Below are 26272 nucleotides of genomic sequence, written 5' to 3'. Positions count from 1 at the left end.
CGCGACAAGCCAGAAAAAGAGGATGGGAGCGGACCGGTCGCCAATTGGCGACCGGCCCCGCCCTGATCAAGCCGGCCGATTCGTCCGCCGTGACAACCTAGTCCCGGACGCCGACGGACGAAGTGACCGCCGTCGGCGTCACCACCGCGCTGAAGGCGCAGGCGCCGTTCTGCACGGCGGACACCCGCACAGGGCCGAGGGGTTCACCGGCGTCCGCGAGCGGCTCCGTGTGGATCCAGCAGGGTGCGTCGAGTTCGACGTACTGCGTGAAGACCACTTCCATGGCCGTGGCGATCACCGGCTGGGGGTAGGTCTGCGCGTGCACAGCCTGGCGGGCGGCTTCCAGCAGCAGCATTCCCGGGACGTGGTCGACGGCGTGGTCGAACAGAGCGGGGTGGGCGAGGTCGACGCGCAGCTGGTTGCGGGCCGGGGAGCTGGTGGGGGACAGGACGACGTCCGTGAGCCGGGCGCGGGCGACCCGGGCCGACGGCATCGGCGGCGCGAGCGGGACGGTACGGCGGACGGCCTTGTCGAGATCGGCGTACGAGCCGCGCAGGCGTGTGTACAGGGCGGGTGACAGATTGGCGAAGCCGGTCTCCACGGTGCCGAGGGGCCGGCCGTCGACGAACATCTCGACGTGCATGTTCAGCGAGGCCAGCCGGCCGCCCCGGCGGACGACATCCGAGCAGGTGACGCGTAGTTCGACCTCGGCGTCGGCTCCGGTGACCGCCAGGGCCGCGGGGTCGAGCTCGTAGCGGAAGCTGCTCCAGGTCTGGCGGTGGCCGAAGGGCGCATCGTAGGCGACGTGGCTGAGCAGAGGCACGCACTGTCGGACCGACTCCGCGACGAGCAGCGGATCGTGGAATCCACCGACAGGTCCGTAGAACGGGTGGGCGATCGGCCAGCGGGCGGTGATGCGGTGACGGTCCGGGCCGACGGGGTTCCACCCGGTCAGCAGGACTTCGGACTCCTCCGCCTTGTGCACGTACGCACGAGGAATCGCTGTGGCGAACGAGCTGTGTGTCGCTGGGTTCTGGATCGCGATGGACAAGTGGAAGTCCCCCTAGAGCAGGTTTGCCGTGCACGGTTGCGATGCGTGTAACAGACGTTCCTGAGGAGAAAATAAAGAGTGTTCGTTTTGTTTTGTGCCATGAATTGGCAAAGCGACCCTCAATGATTCACCAAGACGACCGATGTAAATGGTGAAACTCATGGATAGTTCGGGCAAGTGGAATGAGGGACTCCGAGGCAACTGGCAACCGGAGAAGGGGCCTAGTAACATACGGAACGTTCTTTTTCATTGGGAGGTGCGGTGACTCAGCAGCAGCCGAAGCAGGCGCGTGCGATCCAGACCCGCGAGTCGATTCTTCGAGCGGCAGCAGACGTCTTCGACGAGGTCGGCTTCGCCGGCGCAAGCATCAACCGCATCCTGAAGAAGGCCGGGGTCACCGCCGGGGCCCTCTACTTCCACTTCGCGTCGAAGGAGGACCTCGCCCGCGCGGTCATGAACGCCCAGCCCGAGTCGATCATCCCGTGGCTGAAGTCCGAGGGACTGCAGCGGCTGGTCGACATCACCATGGTGTGGGCGTACCAACTCCGGGCGGACCCGCTCCTGCGGGCGGGTGTGCGCCTCACCGGCGAGCAGGGCACCTTCGGCGTCAAGGACATCACTCCGTACCTGGAGTGGAGTCAGATCATGACCGAGTGTCTCGAAGTGGCCGCGGCCAAGGGTGAGTTGCAAGCCGGTGTCGAGCCCGCCGAACTCGCCGAGTTCGTGGTCGAGGCGTGCACGGGCATGCAGATGTACTCGTCGGTCGCCAGTGAGGCCCGGGCGGACCTCCCCGACCGCGCGGTGCGGATGTGGCAGCTGCTCCTGCCGGGCATCGCGGTCCCGGCCGTCATCGCCCGCACCGAAGTGAATCCGGGACGTGTGCAGTCGGTCATCCAGGCCGCCGGCGCGTCCCGGGGAACGGCAGCCGAAGCCGCCGGCAACGAAGTCTGACGGAACACCGACGCGGCCGACTGGGGCCGCGCGACGTGGGCCGCGGTGGCCCGCGGCACCAACAGGGGGTTCACATGGGTCATGGTCTCGCACACCTGCGCCTGGGCGCGGTCAACATCGACGGTGTCATGCTCAACGACACCTTCAGCCCGGTCATCCACCACTTCCTGGTGAGCCGGGGCTGCTCGTACACGGTCGAGCTGGAACGCAGCATCTTCTCCCAGCCTCGCGCGGTCGCCGGCCGGCTGCTCGCCGAGGCGGTCGGCTGCACCATGAGCGGCGAGGAGGCGCTCGACGCGTACTTCGAGGAGCGGGCCCGGTACGTGGCGACGCACCCGGTGCACGTCAACGAGGGTGCTCTCGAACTCGTTCTACGGCTACGGGAGTTGGGCCTGGCGACCGTCTGCTACGGCGGACTGGCCAAAGACCACTTCGACACGTTTCTCGGCGGGCACGCCGGACTGTTCGACGGGCCCGGCTACATCTGCACCGACGGCATTCGCCCCGGACTCCACGAGATCGCCACCGACCACTTCGGCCTTGAGCACGACCGGGTGCTGGTCATCGACGACGTGGCCAGGGTCGCGGAGGCAGCACGGCTGCTCGGTATGCCGTTCATCGGCCACCCCAGCCGTTTCGAGCACAGTTTCCAACGGCAGTTGATGGCGGAGGCCGGGGTCCGGTACCTGGTGGACTCGCTGCACGCCGTCGACGAGACGCTGCTGCGGACCGTCGACGCCCGGGCCGCGGTCGGCACGGTGTGGGCGGACTGAGCACTCAGCCGCAGGGGTCGTGGGATGCGCGTACTCCACGGCTGCACGGAAGCACTTCGGAAGCGACGAGCAAGGGGACTGCCAGGACATGAGCGGTGGGCGGAAGTTGCTGAGTGGCAAGGTGGCGATGATCACCGGTGCGTCCAGCGGGATCGGTGCGGCGGCGGCCCGGCTGTTCGCCGAGGAAGGGGCGGCGGTGGTGCTGATGGCCAGGAGGAAGGACCGGCTGGAGGAGCTCGTCGAGGAGATCCGCGGCTCGGGCGGGCAGGCGCTGGCGGTGGCCGGTGACGTGGTGTCCTCCGACGACGTCGAACGGGGCGTGTCGGCCGCGGTCGATACGTTCGGCAAGCTGGACGCGGCGTTCAACAACGCCGGTTTCGCCACCGCCGGTATCCCGCTCCACGAGATCGACGACAGGACGTACGAACAGACCGTCGACGTCAACCTGCGCGGGGTGTGGAACTGCCTGCGCCACCAGATACCGGCGATGCTCGCGTCCGGCACCGGCGGTTCCGTTGTGAACACCTCCAGCGTCGCCGGTACGAAGGCGACCGGGGCGTCCGCCGCCTACGTCGCGGCGAAGCACGCGGTGATCGGGCTGACCCGGGCGGCCGCGCTGGACTACGGCCGGCAGAGGCTGCGCTTCAACGCGCTCGTCGTGGGCAGCTCGAGGACGGAGATGATGGACGGCGTGCTCACCGCCCATCCGCAGCTGGAGCAGGTCTTCATGGCCGACTCCGTGCAGCGGAGGATCTCCGAGCCCGTGGAGGTGGCACAGGCTGCGGCCTGGCTGTGCAGCGACCGTGCCTCGTTCGTCACGGGCACGGCGATGGCGGTCGACGGCGGTTCGACCGCCGTGTAGTTGCACGGCAACCGTGGTCGTACGGCGGCCATCTCGCCTTACGACCGTGGTGTCACCCTGGTCTGACCGTGGCCCGTCGCTCCGCGTCCCGGCGTTGCGCTCACGTCACCCCGGGGCGCCTCGGTCGAGCCGGTGGTAGGCGTACGCAGCGGACACCAGGGCCATGTGGTGGTGCCAGCCGGGGTATGAGCGGCCTTCGAAGTCCAGCATGCCGAACTCCCCCAGGCGCCGTACCGTCGAGGCCGACGGGCCGACCAGGTCGAGCAGTTCGGCGGGACCGCGGTGCACGAGGTTGGTCAGCCAGACCCGAGGGGGCCGGGCGGCATCGCCGCGCGCCTCGGCGATCAGCCGGTAGCCGTGCCTGCCGCTGCGACCGCCCGCACCCGCCAGCCGGACCGGTCCGCTGAGCACCTGCACGGACCGGGCCCGGCCGAGGGCCGAGACGCCCGTGATCGTCCGGGTGCCGGATCCGCCCGGCGTCACCAGGCGCGAGGCGGGCAGCGGGGTGGCCGTGTTGCCGGGGTGCAAGGGCAGCACGGCGAGGGACGCGGGAACGGCGATCATGAAGTCGAGGCCCTGTCGGCTCAGCCCGGCGGCGAGCAGGCCGGTGTCACCGTGCTGGGGCAGTTCCACAACGACGGGTGCGGGAGCCAGGCCCGTGCGGGCGGCCAACGCCCCGGCCAGTTCGACGATGTGGGCCCAGGGCGGACGGTGGCGGACCGTCTCGGGAATCCGGGCCCGGCGCCGCAAGGCGTGGTCGTCGCACCAGCGCTCGTGCAGGTGCAGCCGCCAGTCGACCGGGATGCCCAGGGTGCCGGTCGACAGGAACATGCCCAGCCCGAGCTGGGCGTTGACGGAACGTCGGCCGGCCGGGTCCGGGTAGCGGTGCACGCCGACGGAGCAGAGTCCACGCTTGGGCAGCAGTACGGTGCCCACCGTCCATGCCCTGGGGGTCACGCGCCGCTCGGTCCAGCGGATCAGCCGCTCGTAGACCAGGTCCCACCGCCAGGGGCTGCAGTTGATGAACCGGTGCAGCGACTGGGCGGTGGCGGCGCAGGAGCCGCCGTGTGCGGGCAGGACCGCGGCCATCCCGTGCACCGACTTGCGGCCGGGTGCGGTGAGCAGCCCCTCCAGGCAGGCGTGAGCCCAGCGCCTCTGGTCCCGGCGCGGCAGATGACCGAAGAGCTCCTCCGTGAACAAGGCGAGCTCCCGGGTCGACGAGGCGAGTTCCGTCGAAGTCTCTGGACGAGTCGCTTCGTGGGTGGGTCTGATGGCGATCTCCCTCCGCGCACTGTGGACGCCTCCGGAGCAAGAAGAATACAGAACGATCGCTTTTCTTTGAGAGGATGCGGGTGACAACTTCGGCACGTCGCCGTTGTCCGGCAACGGCTGACGCCCTCAGGCTGACCGCAGGCCTGACCACACCTGCCGTCCGGCTCCCCCGCACGGGTAGCTCGGCCCAGACGAAGAGGAATGAGACAGATGGCTGTTCAGGAGAGGGCGGTGCGTACGCGCAGAGGACTCGTCCACGCCGCGGCGGTGGAGATCGACCAGGTGGGCTACGAGGGCGCCAGGCTGTCCAGGATCTGCAAGACGGCCGCCGTCTCGATGGGGGCCCTGACCTTTCACTTTCCCTCCAAGGACAGTCTGGCCGACGCGGTTCAGGAGGAGGGGTGGATGATCGCCCGGTCCCTGGTGGACGAGGTCATGGAGTCCCGGGAGCCGGAACTGCGGGCCGTGATCGAGCTGACGGTCGGACTCGCCGGGCTGCTGGAACGGAACGTCGTCGCACGCTCGGCCGCGCGACTGGCCAGGGAGCGGCCGGGCGAGCCGGACCGCTGGGCCGAGGCCTGGCTCCCGGCGGTGGAGCAGGTGCTGGAGCGGGCCCGTGAGGACGGCGGGCTGCGCTCGGTGGGGCGCCCGCAGACGGTGACCGCCATGGTTGCGTATCTGCTGGCCGGCGCCGAGTCGCAGATCCGGGGCATGATCCCGGCCCCCCGGGGAGACGTCGAAAGCGTCGCCGACCAGCTCGAACAGATCTGGCAGCTGGCCCTGGGCGGCGTCGCCGCCCAGCCGGCCTGAGACCTTCCCGCTCGTTCGGTTCTGGATCGGGGACCTTGGCGGTGTAGAAAAACATAGCGAACGTTCTGTATGGTTCTTCTGAGCCACCGGGAACGGGCATCGCCCTCCGGTGCGCACTGACAGGTGCACATCCATCAGAGGGACGGGGGAGTCCGTGAAGCTAGCGGTGGTTGGCGCCGGCGGTATCGGCGGCTACTTCGGTGGCCGCCTTGCAGCCGCCGGACACGACGTCCGATTCGTCGCCCGGGGGGCCCATCTCGAAGCCCTCCGGCACGACGGACTGACCGTGGAGGGGCCGACCGGAGGGTTCCACGTGGCCCCCGACCGCCTCAGGGCGACCGGGGACACCGGCGACATCGGAGCGGTGGACTTCGTCCTCCTCGGTGTCAAGACCTGGCAACTCCCGGATGCGTTAGGCATGTTGGCGCCGCTCGTCGGCCCCGGAACGGCGGTCGTGACCACCCAGAACGGCGTCCGGGCGCCGGCCGAGGTCGCCCAGGCGGTCGGCAAGGACGCGGTACTGCCGGGCAGCGCCAGGATCATCACGCAGCTCGAAGGGCCCGGGCACGTGCGCCACGTGGGCGGCCTCGGCTCACTGGCCTTCGGCGAGTGGGACAACCGGCCGTCGGACCGGGTCGAGCGCCTGCGCACGGCTCTGGCCGACGCGGGTGTCACGACCGACGAACCGCAGGACATCTGGGCCGAACTCTGGGCCAAGTTCCTGTTCGTGGTACCGCTCGGCGGCCTCGGCGCGATCACGGACGCGCCGATCGGCACGTTACGGACCCGGCCGGGCACCCGGCGGATGCTCGTGGCCGCGATGACCGAGATCCAGCACCTGGCCGAGGCGGCCGAGGTCAGGCTGCCGGACGACATCGTCGCCACGACGCTGGCCATAGTCGACCGACAACCCGGCGCCGGTACCACGTCGTTGCACCGCGACATGGCCGCGGGCAGACGGTCCGAACTCGACGCCTGGACGGGTTCGGTGGTGCGCCTGGGCGCCCGCCTCGGCACCCCGACCCCGGTGAACGGATTCCTGTACGACGTCCTCGGCCTGCGCGAAGCCCTCGCCGCCGAGCTGCGCGGCGAAGGAGACGCCCGATGACCTCCCCCACAAACCCCGCCGAGGTCACGGTCGACCTCGCCATCGTGGGAGCCGGACCCGCCGGGCTGTACGCCGCGTACTACGCCGGGTTCCGCGGACTGTCGACGGCTGTCGTCGACGCGCTGGACGAACCCGGCGGCCAGGTGTCCGCCATGTACCCCGAGAAACTGCTCTACGACGTGGCCGGCCACCCCGGCATCAAGGGCCGGGATCTGGTCGACAACCTGGTCCAGCAGGCCGCTCCGTTCGACACGGCCTATCTGCTCGGCCGCACGGCCGTCGGCCTGACGCCCCGCGACAAGGGCTGGGCGCTCGCCGCCGACGACGGCAGCAGGGTGGACGCCGGGGCCGTGGTGATCGCCGCGGGGCTCGGCAGGTTCGTCCCGCGCAAGCTGCCCTGCTCATTGCCGTACGAGGGCAGGGGCGTCGCCTACCACGTGCCGCGGCTGGAGGCGCACGCCGGGCGGGACGTGGTGATCGTGGGCGGCGGCGACAGCGCCGTGGACTGGGCGCTGGCGCTGGTGCCGATCGCCCGCAGCGTCACCCTCGTCCACCGGCGGGCCGCGTTCCGCGCCCACGAGTACAGCGTGCGGCAGTTGCACGCCGCCCCCGTGCGCGTCATCAGCGACGCCCAGGTCGTGGCCTGCCACGGCGGGGACCGGCTCGAACAGGTCGACGTCCGGTGCGGCGACGAGGTGCTGACCCTGTCCGCGCAGGCGCTCATCGCCGCGCTCGGGTTCACCTCGGGTCTCGGCCCCGTCGCCGAATGGGGGATCGATCTCGAACAGCGCAGGATCCGGGTCGACCAGTCCATGCGCACCAACCTTCCCCAGGTCTACGCGGTCGGCGACGGGTGCACGTATCCGGGTCGCGTACCGCTGATCACGGTCGGCTTCGGGGAAGCCGGTACCGCGGTCAACCATGGCGCCGTCGCCCTGCGGCCCGGCGAGCGGCTGGCGCCGGAGCACTCCTCCGACGCGTCCTACGGCAGAGCCACGGTTCCGGCCGCCCCGTTGGTGCGGTCGGTATCGGACCTCCCGGCCGCGGCTGCCGCGTAGCGCCCTGCGCAGCGTCGCCGCGGACACCGACGTAGAAGCCGGTGTGGAACCGGCGAACTGGTCGGCGCAGCTACGGCGTACCGGCCGGCACACAGTCCCGGCGGGCGCACCCGCACCACGCGCCCGCACCCACGGGCCACCACACCGGCCCGACGACCCTCATCCCGCGCACGCCGGGATGTCCGACATGCCCGGAGGGGGCTTTGACACCGATGCTCCTCAACAAACTCACCGTCATGCCGGAAGGCGTGGAAATCATGCTGCCGGCGGGCTCTCCGCTCACGGACATCGAATACGAGACGCCGGACCAGTTGATTCCCTTCGGCTGCCGATCGGGTGCCTGCGGGGCATGCGTCGTCGAAGTCCTCGACGGATTCGACTCGCTCGGGGAGGCGGACCCCGACGAAGCGGACTTTCTGGAGGACCTCGGCAAGGACGACGGCAATTACCGACTCGCCTGCCAGTGCCGCCTCCTGGATTCCGCGACCGTTCGCGTCTCGGAGCAGTGAATGAACGTGATCCGCGACATCGGCAGGCCCTCGAAGGAAGCCGACTACTTCGAGGTCGTCCTCACCCACCAGGACGCCCGAGCCCTGATGTCGATGACCGGCGCGGCGGCGCCGGTCCCCTGTTCGGCCGGTGTACGGCTGAACTCCTCCCCCTCGTAGGTTCCCTCTCTCCAGGAGTCCCTGTGGCAGTCATCAACCGGCAGCCTCTGTCCACCTCCCTGCCCGTCGTCGAGTTGTCCGACCCGCGCCAGTCCATGACCGCCCTTCCGGCGTTCCTCCAGTACCCGCTGACGATCTTCACCGGCAAGGCCCTGCCGGGGCAGGCATCGCCCGGCTGGACCCCGTCCTTCCACCTGGTCACGGCCACGGCGTCGATGGTCGCGGGGGTCCTGGTCAGCACGCTGGGACTCGCCGTCGGCGGGGCCTTCCTGCTGCTGCTCCTGCCCGGCTGGGCCATGACGCTCCACGGGATGCGCAACCTCCGGATGATGATCTACCACCAGTGCTCGCACCGGAACATGTACCGGCGTCGAGGGGCCGACCGGTTCATCGGCCATGCCATATCGAGCCTGCTGATCATCCAGAACTTCCAGCGCTACAGCCGCGAACACGTCAGCGACCACCACGCGCTGGACCACATGACCCTGAAGGACCCCACGGTCCAGGCCTTCCTGGTCAGCCTCGGGATGAGCCCGCGCATGAGCCGCCGCGAGATGTGGCGCCGGCTGCTGGGCAAGCTGGTCTCCCCGCGCTTCCACTTCGCCTTCGCCATCTCCCGCGTGCGGTCCTTCTGGCACGAGTCGGCGCGCAGCGAGAAGGTCTCCGCCCTCTCCCTGTACGGCACGGCCGTCACCGCCACCGTGCTGACCGGGACCTGGCAAGCCCTGCTCGTCGTCTGGTTCGTGCCGCTGGTCCCGCTCTTCCAGATCAGCAACACCCTGCGGCTGTGCGTGAAGCACACATTCCCGGAGCCTGGCGTCGAGGACCGGCGCAGCCGGGCGTACTTCGCATCGCTGACCAACGCCATCTTCATCGGCGACCGGGCCCCGTCGGCCGGACTGCCGGCCGGGCGCCGGGCCCTGGCCTGGACCCGCTGGACCCTGCGGCTGCTGTTCGTGCACGCCCCGTCCCGCTACCTCGTCCTGACCGGCGACACCGTGGTGCACGACTACCACCACCGTCAGCCGCGCAGCACGGACTGGTCCAACTACATCTTCGCCCGCCACCAGGACGCCACCGCCGGCGGTCCGAACCAGCCGCCGTACCACGAGGTCTGGGGCCTGGTCCCGGCGATCAGCTACGTCTTCGACTCGCTGGCCGCCGCCGACCCCGAGGAGTTCGACCTCGGCCGGCTGCAGTCGGTGAGCAAGCGCGAGCTGTTCGCCGCCTTCGACGACTGACCGCCCCGCCAGGCGACCGATACCCCGATCCCGATCCAGGAAGCTTCGATGCGCATCTTGCCCAGCCAGCACACAGCACGCCGTACGGTCATCCTCGGTGTGGCGGCCAGCGACAGCCACGCGGTCGCGAACCACCTCATCGCCTACTCGCTGCGCGGCCTCGGCTTCGACGTCGTCAACCTCGGCACCTGCACCCCCGTCGAGGAGTTCGCCGAGGCGTGCGAGCAGCACCCCGACGCCGAGGCCGTCGTGATCGGCAGTCTCAACGGCCACGTCCACGAGGACCTGCGGGATCTGGACCAGGCCAAGCGGTCCGGCCGGATCACCTGCCCGGTCATCGTCGGCGGCAATCTCTCCGTCGGCAGCCACAAGGACTCCTCGGCCCACGACCGCCTCTACGCCGCGGGCGTGGACCACATCCTGTCCGACCCCTCCGAACTGCCCGCCCTACTCGACGAACTGTGCGACTCCCGCGGCCGTTCCCTGCTCTCCGGCCTGTCGGCGTCATGAGCGTTACCTCCCCGACGCGGATCGGCCACGGCACGCGGTCCTTCAAGGGCCTCCTGGCCTGCCCGAGCGCCCTGCCCACACCGGCCGAGTCGGCCGCGTACATCGCCGCGCTCGGCAAGGCCACCGCCGCCGAGGTGCTGCAGGAGTGCAAGGACAACGGCAGGGTGGCCATCCAGCCGCGCTGCGGTGTCGGCGGGCACGAGGAGATGAAGCAGCTCCTCGCCGCTCTGGAGGCCGAGGCCCGGCCCGACATCCTGACGCTCACCATCGACTCCCACACCCGTCTCAAGCGGTTCGGGGAGGCGCGGCGCACGCTCAACCTGCGTCCCGCCGACCTGAACGGCTATCCACTGGTCGCACATGGCTGGCAGCGCGGCCGGGAACTCAACGAACTCGTCGACGCACCACTGGAGATCCGGCACGGCTCGCCGGACGCCCGGATCCTCTTCGACGTCTCCGTCGCCTCCGGCATCACCTCGTTCGAGGGCGGTGGCATCTCGTACAACCTGCCGTACTCCAAGGCCGTACCCCTCGCCGAGTCCCTCGGCGCCTGGCAGGACGTGGACCGGGCCTGCGGCGAGCTGGCCGAGCACGGCGTGATCATCGACCGGGAGCTGTTCGGCACCCTGACCGCGGTGCTCGTACCGCCCTCCATCAGCCTCGCCGTCAGCGTCCTGGAGGCGGTACTCGCTGCCCGGGCCGGAGTGCGCTGCATCTCCGTGGCCTACCCGCAAGGCGGCCACCTCGTCCAGGACGTCGCCGCCCTGCGCAGCATCCCGGTGCTCGCCGAGCGCTACCTCCCGGCCGGCATCCAGGTCCACGCCGTGCTGCACGAGTTCATGGGCGTCTTCCCGCGCGAGCGCGGCAACGCCGAGGACCTCATCTTCTACGGGGCGCTCGTGGCCCGCCTCGGCGGCGCCTCCAAGCTGATCACCAAGACCTACCAGGAGGCGTTCGGCATCCCCGACACCGCGGCGAACCTGGCCGGTCTGCGGCTCGCGGACCGGGCCAACTCGCCGCTGCTGGACTTCCTCTCGGCCGACGACGGCCAGGTCGCCACGGAGATGGAGTGGATACTCGCCGAGGTCGCCGACCTCGTCGAGCCGCTGCTGGATCGCCCCGACCTGATCGAGGCGATCGTCGAGGCCTTCGCCGAGGGGCGGCTGGACATACCGTTCAGCGCCAGCCGGTACGCCCGCTCCGACGTCATCCCGCGGCGCGACGCCACCGGCGCCATCCGCTACCTGTCCGCCGGCGAACTGCCTTTCGGAACGGACCGGCTGCGTCGAAACGAGGAACTCCTGCACGCCGTGGACGGCACCGACCCGAGCCTCGACACCCTGATGTCCGGACTCACCAACGACATCGACTACTTCCGCCGGCTCTTCGGCGAACCCGAGCCGCAGTCCACCGTCCGGCGGGCCCCGCGTCCCCGGCCCGCGACAGCCCATCCCCCCACCGCACCCATCGAATCGAGGAACTGATGCGCGCCCTCCACGTCAGCCGGCCCGGCGGCCCCGAGCACCTCACCGTCACCGACCTGCCCGAACCCGAGGCGGGAGCCGGCCAGGTCGTCGTCCGTAACGAGGCCGTCGGCCTCAACTTCATCGACGTCTACTACCGCAACGGCACCTACCCCACGGCGTACCCGTTCGTCCCCGGCCAGGAGGGCGCGGGGGTCGTCACCGCCGTGGGTGAGGGCGTCGAGGACTTCGCACCGGGCGACCGCGTCGCGTACGCCACCCAGCTCGGCGCCTACGCCGAATACACCGCCGTCCCGGCCGCCAAGCTGGTGCCCGTCCCCGACGGCGTCGCCCTGACCGACGCGGCCGCGGTACTGCTCCAGGGACTCGCCGCGCACTACCTGAGCCACACCACGCATCCTGTGGCGCCCGGCGAGACCGTCGTGGTGCTCGCCGCGGCCGGCGGCCTCGGACAGCTCCTGGTGCAGCTGGCCGCGCACCGCGGAGCGAACGTCGTCGCCGTCGCCTCCAGCGAGGAGAAGCGGCAGACGGCACTCGCCGCGGGTGCCCACCACGCCCTTCCGTACGAGGAGTTCGACACCGGAGTCCGTGACCTCACCGGCGGCGAGGGCGCGCACGCGGTCTTCGACTCGGTGGGCGCGGCGACGTTCGCGGCCAGCGTCAGGTCCCTGCGCCGCCGCGGCACGCTCGCCGTCTGCGGACTGTCCAGCGGCCCCGTCCCGCCGTTCGACGTGGAGCTGCTGCGCACCGCCGGGTCCCTGTACTTGACCCGGCCCACACTGGCCGACCACGTCCCGGACGCCGCGTCGCTGCGGAGCGCGGCGTCCGACCTCTTCGGGTACGTCGCCGCCGGTGTCGTGCGCCCCGACGTGCTCGCCCGGCTGCAACTGGCCGAAGCGGCACGCGCGCACGCGCTCCTGGAGAGCCGGGCCACCACCGGCAAGGTCCTGCTCACACCGTGACACCGCCCCCGGAACACAGGACAAGGCAAGGAAGGACGACGGCATGAGCGTCGACGTGAGCGCCAACGCGACCACCGTGACGACCGCGACCGCACCGGTTAAGGCGGTGGCACCGGCCGGTGACACCGCCCGCCGGGGCATCGGCGTGGTCCCGGCACCGCTGCTGATGCTGATCGGGATGGTGAGCACCCAGCTGGGCGCGGCCTTCGCCAAGCAGCTGTTCGGCACGGTGGGCCCCGCCGCCATGACCGTGATGAGGCTCGGCTTCGCCGCGGTCGTGCTCCTGTTGTGGTGGCGCCCCTCGCTGCGCCTGGACCGGCGCACTGCGGGCACGGTGGCCGTCCTCGGGATCGCCATCGCCGGCATGAACATGTGCTTCTACCTGGCCATGGCCCGGATGCCCGTCGGTATCGCCCTCACCGTCGGCATGGCGGGCCCGCTCACCGTCGCCGCCCTGGCGTCGCGCCGGGCCCGGGACCGGCTGTGGGCCGTGCTCGCGGGCTGCGGCATCGCGCTGCTCGGCTGGCAGGGCGGCGCGGCCGGTGTCACCGGACTGCTGATCGCCCTGCTGTGTGCCGTTTTCTGGGGCTCCTACGTGCCGCTGTCCGCCCGGGTCGGGGCGCTGCTGCCCGGCGGGGGCGGGCTGGCGCTCGCGATGGCCGTCGGTACGGTGTGCGCCCTGCCGATGGGGCTCGCCGAGGGCGGCTCCGCGCTCGCCCGTCCTGAGGTGCTGGCCTTCGGCTTCGGCGTCGCGATGCTGTCGTCGCTCGTTCCGTACACCTGCGAGATGGAGACGCTGCGCCGGGTGTCCGCCCTCGTCTTCGGGGTGCTGCTGAGCCTGGAACCGGCGATCGGCGCGCTCGTCGCCCTCCTCGTCCTGCACGAGACCATCTCGCTGCCCCAGGCGCTGGGTCTCGCGGCGGTGGTCGTCGCGTCGATCGGCGTGATCCGCGGGGCGCGTTCGGCTACCGAGGACCTGGTCACCACCTGACCGGAGCTCCCTGCTCCCTGACCTCGCCACCACCTCCCCCACCTCATGAGACCAAGGACCGCAACAGTGATCGACACAGGCAGAAACGCAGCTCTGGCCGGCCGCCCGGAGGGACTCGAGCAGCTGAGGGAACTGGTGGAGTCCGCGTTCGGCGCGCTCCACGACGCCTCGCTCAAGCGCGGGGGCCCGGTCGCGCCCGGCGGTCCCCAGGCGGCGGTCGCCGCGGTACGGCGAATACTGGACGGGGACGACTTCCTCGCCGACCGGCCCAGCGCCCGGCGGGTGACCGACCTCTTCGACGCGTACGCGCACTGGGCGGCCGACCTCACTCATCCGTCCGCCGTGTCCCGCATGCAGTGCGCCCCCACGGCGGCGGCGGCCGCCGCCGAACTGCTCGCCGCAGTCCTGAACCAGTCGCTGCACTCCTGGGAGAGCGGTCCCTTCGCGCTGGAGCTGGAACGACGGCTGATCGGCGAGATGGCTTCCTGGGTCGGCTTCGGCGAGCAGGCCTCGGGAACCCTGACCCCGGGCGGCAGCATCTCCAACCTGATGGGCCTGCTGCTCAGCCGCGACCACGCGCTGCGGAGCGTGGGCGGACACGGCCCCGGCGAAGTGTCGCAGTCGGGCCTGCTCGGCCTGGGGGTGCGGCCGCTGATCCTGTGCTCGGCCGCCGCCCACTTCTCCATCGCCCGCGCCGCCGGCTTCCTCGGCCTCGGCAGGGACTCCGTGATCATCGTGCCGGTGGACGACCGGGGCCGGATGATCCCGCACGAGGCACGACGCATACTCGACGGCCTCGCCCCCGACGAGGTCCCGGTGGCCCTCGTCGCGACAGCCGGTACGACCGACCACGGATCCTTCGACCCGCTGCCCGAGCTGGCCGCGATCGCCGCCGACCGCGGCATCTGGCTGCACGTGGACGCGGCCTACGGCATCGGGGCGCTGTTCTCCCCGACGCTCGCCCCGCTCCTCGACGGCCTGGACCGTGCCGACTCGATCGCCTTCGACCTGCACAAGTTCGGCTGGACCCCGGCCTCTTCGAGCGTCCTGCTGGTGCGCGACGAGCAGCACCTCCGGTGCCTGAGCCAGCAGGCCGTCTACCTCAACCCCACCGACGACGAGGCCGCCGGCTTCACCGCCCTGCTCGGCACCTCGATGCAGACCACCCGCCGCTCGGACGCCTTCAAGATCGCAGCCTCGCTCCTGACGCTCGGCCGTGAGGGCATGGGCGCCTGGGTGGACGCCTGCCACGGCCAGGCCCGGTATGCCGCGGCCCGGATCGCGGCCGGGACCGACCTCGACCTGGTGGCGGAGCCGCTGCTCAGCACGGTGATCTTCCGCTGCCGGCCCCCCGCCGGGGCAGCGCCGGCCGCCGACGCGAGCGCTTGGAACAGCGTCTGGAACGCCGCCGTCCGGCGGAAGTTGATGGCCGACGGACGTGCGCTGCTGGCCCGGACGAAGGTTCCCGGCCCGGACGGCGAGCCCCAGGTCCATCTCAAGCTCGTCTTCCTCAACCCGACCACGACCGAGGACGACATCGACGGCCTGCTCGCGGACATCGCGGCCGTCGCCCGGGAGCTGGCCACCACCGCCCCGGGCGCCGACGGCGTCGGGAGCGGGCACAGCGACTGACCGAGCAGCCGGCGCGACTTCAACCCCGGAGGACCACGTGGACATCCGCCAGCTCACGACATTTCAGATGGCAGCCACACTGCTCAGCTTCAGCCGGGCGGCAGCGGAGCTCAACTACGCCCAGTCCAGCGTCACCGGCCAGATCAGGGGCCTGGAGAACTCCCTGGGCGTCGAGCTGTTCGAACGGCTCTCGGGCCGCAGCGTCCGGCTCACCCAGGCCGGGCAGCGGTTCCTGCCGTACGCCGAGCAGTTGCTGCACCTGGCCGACGAGGCCCGCAACGCCACGAAGGGCGGCACCGAGCCGTCGGGCCGGCTGCTCGTCGGCACCATGGAGAGCATCGCCACGTACCACATGCCACCCCTGCTGGAGTTCTTCCACCACCGCTATCCGGGACTCCAGGTCGTGCTGCGCCCCGGCGCCGGCGCGGAGACCGTGCAGGCGCTGCGGCAAGGGAGCCTCGACCTCGGGCTGCTGACGGACGTCGAGACCGGGCACGCCGGCACGGACGGCGTCGTACTGCGCTCCGAGCCCGTGGTCGCCGTGGCCGCGCCCGGTCATGCTCCGGCCGGGCGCCGGCTGGTGACGGCGGACCAGTTGCGCGACGTGCGCGTCCTCGCGCCCGAGGCCGGGCCGGGCTACCGCAGGCTGCTGGAACGGGAGTTGTGGGGCGGTCGGGGACCGACCCCGCTGCTGGAGTCCGGGACCGTGGAGTCCGCGAAGCGCTGGGCGGCGTCGGGCCTCGGGATCGCCCTGCTGCCCGCCGTGGCGGTGGAGGAGGGCATCGACGAGGGCACCCTCGTGCCACTGGCGTGGTGGCCGCCCTGCGAGGTCCACACCCAGCTTGTGTGGCGTCGGGGCACGCGACTGACCAGGGAGATGCGCCTGTTCATCGACAAGGTCAGCGAATTCATGGCCGAGGAAAGCGACCAAATCGCCGCCTGAATTCCGGGAACGGAAATCGCGAGAAGCCATCGGGATGTCCGAATTCCGTGAATTCCGGAGCCGATCGGGAATCCATTGACCGACCCCGGCGCCGATGATGAAATTGATCCATCAACACAGACCGCCGGAAAAGCGAAAGCCGGGAGGAACGGCCCGGATTCCGCCCGGCGGAAACCGTGAAAGAGACGACCGAGAACCCCGAACAAGGAGATCGCCATGACCGCGAACACCACCGTCACCTCCCCCGCCCAGACGATGCTCACCGGCCTGTACGCGAGCGGCGCCCAGTTCGACGCCGACTGGAGCACGGTCGACGACGTGACGCTGGGCAAGCTCCGCGAGGCCGCCGCCTCCGGTGACGAGGCCCTGCAGAGCCTGCTGACGACCCTCGCGTTCAACAAGTTCGAGGGCGGCGACCAGGCGTCCCGCCTCTCCGCCTCGCTGGCCGGCATCAAGCAGGCGGCCGTCGCGGAGGTCTTCGAGGAGCTGCCCACCACCTCCATCGCCGACCTGCGCGCCGCGGCCGAGGCGGCCGGCTACGAGGTCGAGATCCTCGGCTGAGGCAGGGGCTCTGGCACGGGGCGGGCGCCGTAACCCGCCCGCCCCTGCCCTCCCGGCCGCAAATTCAGGAAAGGAAGGACAATAATGAACGAGTCGTTCGCCATCGAGGGACTGGGCTGGCGCGAGAACTGGCAGATCGAGAACGGGAACGATTCCTACGTCGTCCCCTTTCCCACCCTGCGGCCCGCGACCCTGGTTTTTCACGGTGAGACGGAATTCAGCTACGGACATTACGGGATTCACCTCGGCCAGGCCGACTGGCTGACCTTCATGGGTCCCAGCACCCGCACGATCACCGGCTATTTCATCGACTGCCGCGAGGGTTCACCCACCGCCGGCGTGCGCGAGATGCACACCTGGTCCCCGACCTCCGCCCGCGCGTTGTACATCCCGCCGGGTGTGGCCCACACCTTCGACGGCCTGGAGTTCGTGAACTCCGTCAACTCCTACGAACTCTTCCTCCCGGACCCCAAGGAATGGGTACACGGCACCCTGGACTGGCAGCCGGACGCCGACATCATCAACCTGCCGCTGAACGTGTCCGACGAGGACCTCCCGCTGTACAGGCCCAACACCCACCCGGCCGGCGAACTCTGGTACGACATGGTGGCGGCGCAGCAGCGGGCGATGATCCCGAAGATCGCGTACGAGTACCCGGTCACCCGCGACGTCAAGCTCGCCGACGGCACGACCCGTCGGGTCGAGCTGCGCAGGCCGCTCCCCGCGGACGGCAAGAAGAACTGGGAGCCCTTCGACGGGGTGTTCGGCGTCGGATGGGTACGGCACCCGGTGATCCGCAGCGGACCCGAATCGGGCTTCTCAGCCCTCCTCGACCGCCACCCGCTCTACTTCATCGACCACGGCGAGACCCGCTACACCCACGATGCGTACGGCATCCACCTCGGCCAGGAGGACCGGCTGACCTTCGTCGGCCCGCGCGACCAGGAGGTGACGATCAACCTGATCGACACCCGGGTCGACTCGCCCACCTACGGCGCCGACGTCGCGTTCACCTTCACCCCCGACCCCGAGCGGTACCTGCTCCTGCCGCCGGGTGTCGGCCACGCCTTCGAGCACCTGGAGAACGTCTACACGATCAACCGGCCCCGCACGCTGCTCCCCGAGGACGGCAGCGAGTACCTGCCCGGCAACGACGTCATCGACTGGAATGTCGACCGCCGTCCGATCCCCGCGCTGCGCGCCAACACGGTGCCCGCCGGCCAGGAGTACTACGAGGCACGCGTCGCGGACCAGAAGGAGCTCCGGGCGATGCCCATCACACACTCGACACCGTCCGTGATGATGATCACCGGCGAGGGCGGAAAGGATATCCGGATCGCGCTCAGGAGGAAGATCCCGACGACTTCCTGACGCCCACCCCGCAACCCGCTCCCGTCCCCCGCCCCCTGAACCCCTTCCCCACTCCCGCCGTGGGTGCGGCCACCACGATTCGGTGGCAGCACCCACGGCCTCAGCCGTGTCGACGCCGGCCGCTCCGGCATGCCCAACCCACCGAACATCTCACACAGTTGGGAATCCCCATGTTGTCCCTGACCAAGCCCCTGGCGCCCTTGCGGCACCGGAACTACCGCTTACTCTTCGCCTCCTACCTCATCAGCATGCTGGGGGACGGGGTCTGGATGGTCGCCCTGCCATGGGTCGCCATCGAGCTGGGGGCCGACAACTCGGGTCTGTCCATGGTCGTCGGCGCCGAGGCGGTGGGCCTGATCTCCTGCGTCCTGATCGGTGGAGCCCTCGCCGACCGCTACCCGCGCAAGCACGTCATCGGCTGGTCGTTCGCGGCCGCCTTCGCCGCGCTCGCAACGCTCGCCGTCATCCACGTGTCCGGGCAACTGGAGATCTGGCAGCTGGTCGGAGCCGCGTTCGTGCTCGGCGCCGCCGCGGCCATCAGCGGACCGGCGGCCGACGCCTTCACCCCCGACCTCGTCCCCGAGGACGACCTGCACGCCGCCAACGCCCTGGAGTCCATAGTCCGTTCGCTCGCCGTCCGCATGGTCGGGCCCGGCATCGGCGGCCTGCTCATCGCACTGGTCGACTCCTTCGCCATCATCGCCCTCAACGCCGTGAGCTTCGCCGTGGCCGCACTGTGCGCAGCCGCGATCAACTCGCGGACCGTCGCAGGGGCCCAGGGCAGCGGGGGCGACGGCGAGGCCGAGCCGGAGGGTGAGCCCGTCCCGTACCGTCAGGCCCTGCGCTACCTCTTCGGGGAGCGCTGGCTGTGGGTGCTGATCGTGTGGTCCGGCGTGGTCCTGCTGCTCCAGTCCGGCCCGCGCCAGGTGCTGCTGCCGTTCCTGATCCACAACGACCTCGGCGGGGACGCACGCGACTACGGCCTGCTCATCGCCGTCACCGGCATCGCGGCCGTGGTGAGCTCCTTCCTCCTCGCCTCGCGCAAGCCGCCCCGCGACTACCCCCGCCGGATGCTCCTCGCATGGACGGCCGGCGCCGCCCCGCTGGCCCTGATGGTCTTCGCCCCGTCCTTCTGGCTGCTGCTGCCGCTGGGCGCGGTGTACGGCTTCTTCTCGACGGCGGGCAACGTCTACTGGTCGACGCTCGTGCAGACCTCGGTGCCTAGCTCGGTCCGGGGCCGGGTCATCAGCATCGACTGGCTGGGTTCCCTGGCCCTGGTCCCCGTCTCGGCGGCCCTCGCCGGCATCGGCTCCAGCCGTGAGTTCATGATCTGGCTCTTTGTCCTGGGCGGCACCCTGCCCGTCCTGCTGACCCTGGTCACGCTGCGCTGGGTGGACCTGCGAGGGCTGGGGGCGAAGGGAGCGCAGCAGCCCGAGACGCAGCAGACCCCTGAGCACTCGGAGCCGGTCGTCCCGGCCTGACCGCCCGCGCCCGAGCAGCGGGCCGGCACTGGGATGCGATTCAGGACATCACCGCACGGATGAGGAATCGGCTCATGGATGAACTGACCGAGCAGTGGGAGGAGTCGGTGGAGGCGCGGTTGGCCATGCATCCTCGGTCCCCGGTGCGTGCGCTCGATGCCTTGCTGAGAGCGCGCCAGGGGTGACGCTCGGGGAGTGGATTTCCTTGATCCACTCCCCGTTCACTCCCCAGAGGCCCCGAGGAACGAGTCAGGGCCGGTTTCCCGTGAAGGAAAACCGGCCCTGACCTGTTGCTCAAGCTGTCGGGGTGGCGGGATTTGAACCCACGACCTCTTCGTCCCGAATAAGGTCACGGCAAGATCGAGACCTGATCCGAAAGCTAGTTGTGCAGGTCAGAGCGTTGGTGCGCGTTGGTACGGCGAGGTCGCCGCGAGACGGCGGGAGAAGATCTTCTCCCGGATTTCTCCCAGCCTCAGAGTCTCTCTATCCAGGGGCGATTGGGCAGAAGGGAGACCCCCCGTGTCCTGCCTCTGGCAGCGGGTAGCGGTAGGCAGTCGCAACAAGCTCCTCCCGTGCTGGTGCCCAGTCGTTCCACGTACGCCAACGTCCCCCATGGCAGTGGAGATCGTCACCAAGTTCGATTTGATCTATCACTACCAGGCAGGTGGGGATACCTTCCGCGTGGCGCACCTCCCCTTCGGTCAGGTCGATAGCCTCGCGGGTGGTGGTGCTCCCCTTCACCTCTACGTGAACCTCGGTCCCGTTCTTGCGCGCGGTGACGTCCCACGGCGAGTGATCACCCACGTCCTCAACCTCGTAGCCCAGTGAGCGGTAGTGGCTGAGCACGAGATCCATCGCATACCGTTCGACGGCCTGCCGCCGGTTCGCATCGCGCTGCCGGCCGTAACCGGTGGACCTGCGCGGCTTGGGCAGCGAAGTGGGCGGCAGGTCGGCTGCTTCCGGCTCGTGGGGCTCAGAGATAGCGGTCTGGCGCAACTCCCGCAGTTCGGGCAGCTCTTCGACTAATTCTCGTGGGAGCTTGGTCAGGTAGCCCTGTGCAGCACGAAGAGGCCGTGCATCCGACAGCGCGAAGGGGAAGTAGAGCGGGCCTGCGACTGCTTCTGTGAGGCGATCCCGCAGAGCTCGGATTGTCGGCTCGACCTCACGGAGGCGCGTCTGAGTGACGGGGCGCTGCAACCTTCGGTACCCGCCGAGAGGAGCTTCCCAAGCGGGCTCTGGACCGGACGCGCTCCGCTGGCGACCGTAGGTCCCCCGACTCTGCCAGGTGATTGTGGACGCAAACGGTTCACGCCGAACGTGGGAGTACCCCACCACGCCAGGACCGTGGTTCTTGTCCCAGTGCAAAACGAGATCACCGGGCCGTACCTCGCGTACGAGCGCATAGGACCAGTACTCCTCACCCCGATCGTTGGCTTGGGGCGCGAGCAGGTTGGTACCAATGTCCTCGCGGTTCGTGATCTCCAGCCAATACCGCTCGTTCGGGTCGTGTCTCCACCACTTGTTTATGGCCATGGTCCCCCTGACTCTCAACATCGGGCCTTCGATGATTCTGTCAGGCCAGGTGGAATCCAGTGGTTCGGACGCGGTCCTCTCTTTAGAGCGGCCGGGCAAGCGACATCTGCTTCCCGAACGCGATTTTCCGTCTCGTGATCGGGCGTTGGTGCTGGCGTAATCCAACTCGCCTCAGTAACGCTCTACATGCGGACAGAGATCGCGCTGTGTGTACCCGCCGGTCACGCCGGCACTCACCGAATTCCAGAAGGCTTGCGCGTCGGTGAGGTGCCCGCCGAGGGTGTGCCACGCCATCTGCGGAAAGTCGGTCCGTAGTGCGGCCAGGCCCGCTTTGGCGAGTCCACAGCCCTGGTACTCCGGGTCGGTGTGCGGTTCCTCGACCCAAGCAAGCTTGCAGCGGCGGCAGACCTTGTAGTCGACGCCGAACACGACCTCGCTGTGCAGGTTGGCGGCACGCTGCCGCCAGCCAGTACGGGTGGGCGAAATCGTGTCCTGCCATGGGGTAGTCAGTTGGGGCGGATTGGGCCAGCCCTTGCTCTGACCGAGTCGCCCTCGGCAGATGCGGCGCAGTCTCCGGCGTAACGGCTCGAGTCCGTAGGCGCGCCCTAACTCGCGGGTTTGCTCGGCGAGTCGCTGTGCTGCTTGCTGGTTCTCGTCAATGGCCATGGCGTGCATGGTGCCCATGTCCGCCGCGCTGCACGCCTCGCTTCGGATGGCACGACACGTGCCCTAACTGACCTCTACACATTACGAGTTGTCCGATCTTGATTCGGGGGCATCCGTGAACGTCCACTAATGGCGCTCCGTGCCTGTTCAGAAGGGGTGCCGGACACCAGTGGGCGGCAGCGGATAGTCGCGGAACCAGCGGCAATCGAGACCACAACAGAGACCACGACCAACAGAGACCACGACCGCCCGACACTCGCGCCCGCGGGCGCGATCAGGACGTCACCGACTCCGGCCAGGGGCCGGGTCGGCCGTTCCCTCTTGTTCGATGGCAGAGGCCACGGCCCACAACGTCCGACGCAGCCAAGTCCCTGCCCGTGGCATTGCGTCTGCCATCGCCCGCCGTGGCATCAGGCCGGGACCGCGAAAGGCTTGACAGGATCCACTTAGCTGGGCAGCGCAGGGATTTTCGTCGGTTTGATCGCGACGGGCTTACCCTTCGGCGCGCTCCTTTCGCTCTTGCGATTCGATTTGCCTATCCACCTGTTTTGTTATCCGATCCCTCGCTCGCTGAGATATGTCCGGCGTATCGATGTTGATCTTGTGCCAATCGTCTTGGACTGTCTCCAACGTGTCGACGGATGGGGATTGTTTCGTGAGCTCGATGTCAACACGATGTACGAGTTGGGACAGCGCCAGGGAAGCCTGTCGGTGGCGCGCGGCCAACTCTGGGTATTTAAGGAGCGCTTGGAGAGCCGATAGAACCGCTACCATGCCGGTCAGTACACCCGCTGCGACCTTCCAGCCCGTTGCCGGGGAGGCCGCCAGCGAAGCGAAGATCGCCGTGCCGACGACGGTCGAGATGATGAGGGTTCCGACGGATAGGTAGCGGCCGCGCTTTCCAAACGTCGCCGCTGCATCTTGATGAAACAAGTGACTCATGCGCATTTCATGACACCATGCGTCGAGTCGCTTGTGGGTCTTATCGGCATCCAAGGGGGCCCGTTGCAGGTGGTCTAGCTTGTCAGTCATGAGATCACCACCGCAGTACTGTTATTCGCAGCTGCGCGTTGTACCCCGAGGAGACCCATACGAGGAGTCCCCAACGCGTTGGTACATCCCAGTGTCTCGCCAACGAAGTCGTTACGCATCCTGGGATACATGACAACTCAACCAACTGGCCTTCACGTTGGTGTTCATCCACTTCTGGCCCGTCTACACCGACACCGCCATCTCGATAGACGAGTGGCGGTCGCGCACGGTGTGACGCGGTACGTGGGTCTAGCTGGGCAGATTTCCCATGAGTGATCCGATCACATTCCGGAGGTGTCCACCGAGGGTCTAGAAGCACCTTGCACCGCTTGTCAGCGAAGGGTGGCGAACGGTGACGGACATCGACGGACTGCTTCGGAGCGAGCACCGTTCGAGACGGCAACTGAGACCGCGGCTGACCAGCCCAACACGCAGGCGATGCCGCTCCATTCGGGGACGTCGTCGCGGAAACTACTGCCATGGATGCAGGTGTGGCAGCAGTGCTGGGTGCGTTGGCAGGCGCGGTGGCAACGATTGGGGCGGCACTGTCCAGTGGCTGGCACAGCGACCCCGGACAGCCTGGATACGGCAGCCAGAGCTGTCCAAGTTTTCTCCGCAGCGGCTCTGACTACTGCGGCAGTCTGGCCTCGTCAACCGCGTACGGGATTGACCAAGGCTTGTCATCCCCCCGCGTACAGCGAAGGTGCAGCCGGAGCGGCTTTTCCCTCCAGCGCTCCCGCCAAGTTTCATCGAGTTCCGGACCCTCCATCCAGAACGGCGGCCGAGTCCGTTCAATAGCAAATGGGCGACCACGGCCGACCTGCAAGGACATAGGCGCGACCGTGTTGCCTCCGACATCCGCACCGTCTGCCCCGTGGGTGAATCGCCACGGACCCCACACCTGGGTATCGATGTCGTCTTGGGTAGGGCGGCTCTGGGGCAGGCGGTTGACTCGCTCTTGATCGTCGCTGCTTGCGATTGAGATCTCGACATTGTCGAGACTGCAGAGAGGAAGCGGACCAGTGAGCTGCACATCCAGCGTGGCGCGGTCGCCCTCGATCCGTTCGATCCTAATGTCGAATTGGGGCAGAAGGTCCGCGTGCCACCGGTCGCGTTCAATGGCCTCTACGCGCTCCGCGGTGCTGTTGGAGCGTGTCGCCGCTTTCCAGGCTCCTACTGCCGCGACGGCACTCAGCGCGGCTGCGGAAGTGCTGGCGATCTCAGCCCATGGGATGTCCATGGCCGGGAACGGTAGCGACCCGAGGCATGCCTTGGGCCCCGAATGCCGGGATTGACCTACGCGCTGGCGTCTCAGGTTGAGACCGGCTGAGATCGGAGCAAGCAGGGCCCGGAACGGTGCTTCCCGAGCCTTGCTCTCCACACACGGAGGGGAATCACAAGCGGCCCAAGCGGGGCGGCGCGGGCGTATGATCGGCAAAGCCGTGCTCGACTGGTTGGGCCGCTCGCTGTGCGAGCCATCCAGAGACCCGCGGGCCGCCGTTCACCGCATCGCCTTCAAGGACCGTACGGACGTGAACGAAGCCCTGGCTCAGGTAGTAGTCCTGCAACCTCCCATTCGTCGTCCAAGCATCCAGTCGGAGCCACTTGGCCGATGCCCTATGCGCTCGATCCCCTGCCCAGTCGAGAAGCCGCCCCCCGAGATTCCGGCCGGCATGGGTGCGAGCGACCGTCAGCTTGTTGACAAACATGGACGGTTCGCTCAGTTCGTCATCCGTCCAGAGCCCCTCTTCCGCCTCGGGCGTGAGCGTGATGGTCGCGGCCGTCCCCTGTCCATCGAGCACCATGAAGACGGTCCCGGCCTTGATGGTTGCCAGCAGTCGGTCAGCCGGATATGGACGGCTCCACTGATCACTGCCTAGCTCGCTGAGCCAAGCTGCCGCCTCCTCTCGGAAGGCGAGCAGCTGAGACAGGTCTTCCGGCTGGGCTGGGATGATTCTCACTGAGGCTCGTTCTCACTTCGGGCGGCCAGGTCGCCGATCTCGTAATTCATCCGGTTCAAATCGCCCCGGAACGTGGTGACAGTGCAGCGAATCGGCCGATCCTTCGAGTAGCCCGTGCGAGTCCAGAGCAGCACAGGGACCCCGGCACCAATCTCCAGCAGGCGAGCCTCGTCCGGCGTTGGCATCCGCGTTGCGATCTCGTCGAAGTAGCCGACTTGCTCGATGCCGAGACTCGCCAGATACCGGGTGGTGCCCTCATCAATGTCGTTGGGGTCGGTGAGACGAGGACCAAGCTTGATCAACCACTCGGGATAGTGCGTGGCCTGCGTCGACCAAGGCACGTCGTCAACGTACCTGTGGCAGAAGCGGAGAACCGTGGTTGCTCCGGCGTCCACGTTCAGACGCTCCGCCTCGTACTCGGGAGCGGGGCGCAACTCGACGCGGAAGGTTTGATGCGGCCTACGCCCCGCGTTCACTACGTCCGTGCTGTAGGCATCGCCGTTCTGCGGAAAGTTCAGGTTCTCGAACCGCGAGGCGTTCAGCTCGAAAACCTCGTTCTTGCTCACTTCATAGCCCAGGCCCTGACTGGACGAGATCAGCCCCTGCGCCACGAGCAGGCTGAGCCCTGACCGGACGGTGTTCCGGGACGCATCGAAGCGGGCGGACAGCTCACTCTCTGACGGCAGCCGAGACCCCGGCGGAAAGGTTCCGTTGTCCATCTCTCGGCGGAGGGCGTCGGCCACTTGCCGGTACTTCGGCTGCATGCTCATGCCCCCATCATGACGCACTCGCGCAACTTGTTGGTACATGCGGGCCCCAATCCCTTGACGTCTCACCATCCGTGGGGGCACCATCACTGCATCAGCTTGTACCAACAAGTTGAGCAGGTGGTGCAACACCTTCAACTATGTCCACCTGCGCGTGATTCCGGTTCGGGATGGCTCGCTTGCGCAGGGGCCCCGCGCTGGTCGTTGTTTGAGAACTGAAGATCTGCTGAGTCCCGCTGGTGACGACCCCACACGTGATGTGGGAGGTGACAGCGGTTGAGCCGGTGGACCCGCTAGTCGGGTCCGGGGCGAGCAGGGCAGATCAGAACGGCGGTCGGGGAGGCCGGAACATCCCCGAGCACGTAGCCGGTGGTCGTCCCGGGTGAAACCGGGCGGCCGTGCCGAGCGAGCGGACCATCCCCGTACCCGTAAGGGCAGACGGGCGCGATGACCGAAGCAGCTGGCTAGGTGGCGATAAGGGCGACACACGGGCACCTGGAGAGGGCCTGTCGGGATGTCGCACCTGCGAGAGGCAGTCCCCGCATGGTGGGGCACTGGACTGCCCCTCGTCATGCAGGCAGGGC

The 26272-nt window shown here is 68.8% G+C and carries 26 protein-coding genes; 18 read left to right on the top strand and 8 right to left on the bottom strand.

Going from position 1 to position 26272, the window contains the following annotated elements; genetic code table 11:
- Positions 1–97 precede the first annotated feature (97 nt).
- Positions 98–1051, bottom strand: a complete 954-nt coding sequence (locus OHA61_RS17640; RefSeq protein WP_406303830.1) for a ScbA/BarX family gamma-butyrolactone biosynthesis protein — start codon at positions 1049–1051, stop codon at positions 98–100.
- A gap of 261 nt (positions 1052–1312) precedes the next feature.
- Between OHA61_RS17640 and OHA61_RS17635 the strand changes: the two genes are divergently transcribed.
- The 3 genes from OHA61_RS17635 to OHA61_RS17625 all read left to right on the top strand — a co-directional run bounded on the left by OHA61_RS17635 (position 1313) and on the right by OHA61_RS17625 (position 3637).
- Positions 1313–2002 carry a ScbR family autoregulator-binding transcription factor gene (locus OHA61_RS17635; RefSeq protein WP_361907261.1) on the top strand — a complete coding sequence of 230 codons (690 nt, stop codon included), beginning with the start codon at positions 1313–1315 and terminating at the stop codon, positions 2000–2002.
- Between the two features lie 74 nt (positions 2003–2076).
- Positions 2077–2775, top strand: coding sequence for an HAD family phosphatase (locus OHA61_RS17630; protein ID WP_406303829.1), 699 nt, complete (start codon positions 2077–2079; stop codon positions 2773–2775).
- Between the two features lie 88 nt (positions 2776–2863).
- Positions 2864–3637: an SDR family NAD(P)-dependent oxidoreductase gene (locus OHA61_RS17625; protein ID WP_406303828.1), complete on the top strand. Its 774-nt coding sequence runs from the start codon at positions 2864–2866 to the stop codon at positions 3635–3637.
- A gap of 105 nt (positions 3638–3742) precedes the next feature.
- Here OHA61_RS17625 and OHA61_RS17620 read toward each other — a convergent pair whose 3' ends face one another.
- Positions 3743–4837, bottom strand: a complete 1095-nt coding sequence (locus OHA61_RS17620) for an IS701 family transposase (RefSeq protein WP_406303827.1) — start codon at positions 4835–4837, stop codon at positions 3743–3745.
- A 282-nt stretch (positions 4838–5119) separates the two neighbouring features.
- Here OHA61_RS17620 and OHA61_RS17615 point away from each other — a divergent pair, with 282 nt between their 5' ends.
- The 15 genes from OHA61_RS17615 to OHA61_RS17545 all read left to right on the top strand — a co-directional run bounded on the left by OHA61_RS17615 (position 5120) and on the right by OHA61_RS17545 (position 19729).
- Positions 5120–5719: a TetR family transcriptional regulator gene (locus tag OHA61_RS17615; RefSeq protein WP_406303826.1), complete on the top strand. Its 600-nt coding sequence runs from the start codon at positions 5120–5122 to the stop codon at positions 5717–5719.
- Between the two features lie 154 nt (positions 5720–5873).
- Positions 5874–6827, top strand: a complete 954-nt coding sequence (locus OHA61_RS17610) for a 2-dehydropantoate 2-reductase (RefSeq protein WP_406303825.1) — start codon at positions 5874–5876, stop codon at positions 6825–6827.
- Positions 6824–7885 (top strand): NAD(P)/FAD-dependent oxidoreductase, encoded by a 1062-nt coding sequence (locus OHA61_RS17605; protein ID WP_406303824.1) that lies wholly within the window; start codon positions 6824–6826, stop codon positions 7883–7885. Before OHA61_RS17610 ends, OHA61_RS17605 begins: the two co-directional genes overlap by 4 nt.
- Positions 7886–8097: 212 nt before the next feature.
- Complete coding sequence (locus OHA61_RS17600; RefSeq protein ID WP_406303823.1) at positions 8098–8394, top strand: 2Fe-2S iron-sulfur cluster-binding protein; 297 nt, start codon at positions 8098–8100, stop codon at positions 8392–8394.
- Positions 8395–8553: a hypothetical protein gene (locus tag OHA61_RS17595; RefSeq protein ID WP_406303822.1), complete on the top strand. Its 159-nt coding sequence runs from the start codon at positions 8395–8397 to the stop codon at positions 8551–8553. It abuts the gene before it with no gap.
- Between the two features lie 23 nt (positions 8554–8576).
- Entirely contained in the window at positions 8577–9794 is a 1218-nt protein-coding gene (locus OHA61_RS17590) for a fatty acid desaturase (protein WP_406303821.1), read from the top strand.
- Positions 9795–9842: 48 nt separating this feature from the next.
- Complete coding sequence (locus OHA61_RS17585) at positions 9843–10304, top strand: cobalamin-dependent protein (protein WP_361907241.1); 462 nt, start codon at positions 9843–9845, stop codon at positions 10302–10304.
- The gene (locus tag OHA61_RS17580) at positions 10301–11788 is read left to right on the top strand and encodes a methylaspartate mutase (protein ID WP_406303820.1); all 1488 of its coding nucleotides are present in this window, start codon (positions 10301–10303) and stop codon (positions 11786–11788) included. The genes OHA61_RS17585 and OHA61_RS17580 overlap by 4 nt, the downstream gene beginning before the upstream one ends.
- A complete protein-coding gene (locus OHA61_RS17575; protein ID WP_406303819.1) occupies positions 11788–12750 on the top strand; it encodes a quinone oxidoreductase family protein in 963 nt (320 codons plus the stop codon). Before OHA61_RS17580 ends, OHA61_RS17575 begins: the two co-directional genes overlap by 1 nt.
- 43 nt (positions 12751–12793) lie before the next feature.
- Complete coding sequence (locus OHA61_RS17570) at positions 12794–13741, top strand: EamA family transporter (RefSeq protein WP_406303818.1); 948 nt, start codon at positions 12794–12796, stop codon at positions 13739–13741.
- A gap of 66 nt (positions 13742–13807) precedes the next feature.
- Positions 13808–15373 carry a pyridoxal phosphate-dependent decarboxylase family protein gene (locus OHA61_RS17565; RefSeq protein ID WP_406303817.1) on the top strand — a complete coding sequence of 522 codons (1566 nt, stop codon included), beginning with the start codon at positions 13808–13810 and terminating at the stop codon, positions 15371–15373.
- 37 nt (positions 15374–15410) lie between these two features.
- Positions 15411–16316, top strand: coding sequence for a LysR family transcriptional regulator (locus tag OHA61_RS17560; protein WP_406303816.1), 906 nt, complete (start codon positions 15411–15413; stop codon positions 16314–16316).
- Positions 16317–16532: 216 nt separating this feature from the next.
- On the top strand, positions 16533–16877 hold the full coding sequence (locus tag OHA61_RS17555) for a hypothetical protein (RefSeq protein ID WP_406303815.1): 345 nt from the start codon (positions 16533–16535) through the stop codon (positions 16875–16877).
- An 84-nt stretch (positions 16878–16961) separates the two neighbouring features.
- Positions 16962–18248, top strand: coding sequence for a hypothetical protein (locus OHA61_RS17550; RefSeq protein WP_406303814.1), 1287 nt, complete (start codon positions 16962–16964; stop codon positions 18246–18248).
- Between the two features lie 170 nt (positions 18249–18418).
- Complete coding sequence (locus tag OHA61_RS17545; protein ID WP_406303813.1) at positions 18419–19729, top strand: MFS transporter; 1311 nt, start codon at positions 18419–18421, stop codon at positions 19727–19729.
- Positions 19730–20212: 483 nt separating this feature from the next.
- Here OHA61_RS17545 and OHA61_RS17540 read toward each other — a convergent pair whose 3' ends face one another.
- From OHA61_RS17540 to OHA61_RS17515, 6 genes are all read right to left on the bottom strand, one after another.
- A complete protein-coding gene (locus OHA61_RS17540; protein ID WP_406303812.1) occupies positions 20213–21262 on the bottom strand; it encodes a protein NO VEIN domain-containing protein in 1050 nt (349 codons plus the stop codon).
- Positions 21263–21433: 171 nt separating this feature from the next.
- The gene (locus OHA61_RS17535; protein WP_406303811.1) at positions 21434–21928 is read right to left on the bottom strand and encodes a hypothetical protein; all 495 of its coding nucleotides are present in this window, start codon (positions 21926–21928) and stop codon (positions 21434–21436) included.
- Positions 21929–22420: 492 nt separating this feature from the next.
- Positions 22421–22960, bottom strand: coding sequence for an SLATT domain-containing protein (locus OHA61_RS17530; RefSeq protein ID WP_406303810.1), 540 nt, complete (start codon positions 22958–22960; stop codon positions 22421–22423).
- A gap of 628 nt (positions 22961–23588) precedes the next feature.
- Positions 23589–24200 (bottom strand): hypothetical protein, encoded by a 612-nt coding sequence (locus tag OHA61_RS17525; RefSeq protein WP_406303809.1) that lies wholly within the window; start codon positions 24198–24200, stop codon positions 23589–23591.
- A 154-nt stretch (positions 24201–24354) separates the two neighbouring features.
- Positions 24355–24921, bottom strand: coding sequence for a GNAT family N-acetyltransferase (locus OHA61_RS17520; RefSeq protein WP_406303808.1), 567 nt, complete (start codon positions 24919–24921; stop codon positions 24355–24357).
- Positions 24918–25691, bottom strand: a complete 774-nt coding sequence (locus OHA61_RS17515) for a GntR family transcriptional regulator (protein WP_406303807.1) — start codon at positions 25689–25691, stop codon at positions 24918–24920. The genes OHA61_RS17520 and OHA61_RS17515 overlap by 4 nt, the downstream gene beginning before the upstream one ends.
- Positions 25692–26272 lie beyond the last annotated feature (581 nt).

Source organism: Streptomyces sp. NBC_00885 (assembly GCF_045207475.1).
Lineage (GTDB): Bacteria > Actinomycetota > Actinomycetes > Streptomycetales > Streptomycetaceae > Streptomyces.
The sequence above is the reverse complement of the archived record's forward strand: the minus strand, read 5'-3'. Positions and strand labels throughout refer to the sequence as shown.